The 932-nt window shown below is 66.8% G+C and carries 1 protein-coding gene; it reads right to left on the bottom strand.

Going from position 1 to position 932, the window contains the following annotated elements; translation table 11 throughout:
* Positions 1-12: 12 nt before the first annotated feature.
* The gene (locus HCK04_RS40345; protein ID WP_142652780.1) at positions 13-795 is read right to left on the bottom strand and encodes a transposase family protein; all 783 of its coding nucleotides are present in this window, start codon (positions 793-795) and stop codon (positions 13-15) included.
* Positions 796-932 lie beyond the last annotated feature (137 nt).

Below are 932 nucleotides of genomic sequence, written 5' to 3' on the forward strand. Positions count from 1 at the left end.
ACTGAGCCCTTTTCATCGTGAGTAGCGGTCGTCTTCGACGGCTTGCAGGACGAGGATGGCCTGCAGGATCGCGGTGGCGCGGTGGGGGCAGCAGCGGAGCTTCGACAGTAGCTTCCACGCTTTCAGGGTCGCGATGGCGCGTTCGCCGAGGGCGCGGATGCGGGCGTGGGCGCGGTTGACGTCCTTTTGATGGCGGGACAGTCGTGGGCGGTGCCGGTGGCGCTTGAACGGAGTGCGGATGGTTCCGCCTGCGCCTTGGTAGCCCTTGTCGGCGAAGGTCATCACGTTGTTGCTGGTCAACGCGTCGATGAGGCCGACTGTCCGGGCGGCGGTCAGGTCGTGCACTGCTCCGGGCAGGGCGGGTGAGGCCCACAGCAGCCGGCCTGCGGGGTCGGCGACCACTTGGACGTTCACGCCGTGGCGTTTGTGCTTGCCCGAGTAGTAGGGCTTCTGGTCGGCGAGGCGGTCGATCGGGATCAAGGTGCCGTCGAGGATGGTGTAGGCCAGCCGTGCGGCCCGTACCGCGGCCGCCTGGACGTCGTCGGCGAGGGCGGCGAGCAGGTCGATCGACTCGCGGACATAGCGCCAGGCGGTCGTGATGCTGATGGAGAAACCGCTGGCCAGGCGGGCGTAGGTGTCCCCGTTGCGCAGATGGGCCAGCACCAGTAACGCCTGCCGCCCGGATGTCAGACGGCGCCATCGGCTGCGGCGTTCGGCGCGGCGAGCGCGGATGAGGTTGGCCAGGCGGATCAGGGTGCGGTTCGACAGAGGGATCGCGGCGGGGTAAGACAGCAACGAGGCTCCTGGTTGGGGCATCGGATCTTGGTCGACTGCTGTCTTACCGGGAGCCTCATTTCTCCCTCAACTTCCGAGTCCCTCTGCCTCCCACACTCGTCCTGACCAGCAAGATCAGGATGAAAATGGCTCACTGG

The sequence above is a fragment of the Microbispora sp. CL1-1 genome (assembly GCF_012034195.1).
GTDB lineage: Bacteria > Actinomycetota > Actinomycetes > Streptosporangiales > Streptosporangiaceae > Microbispora.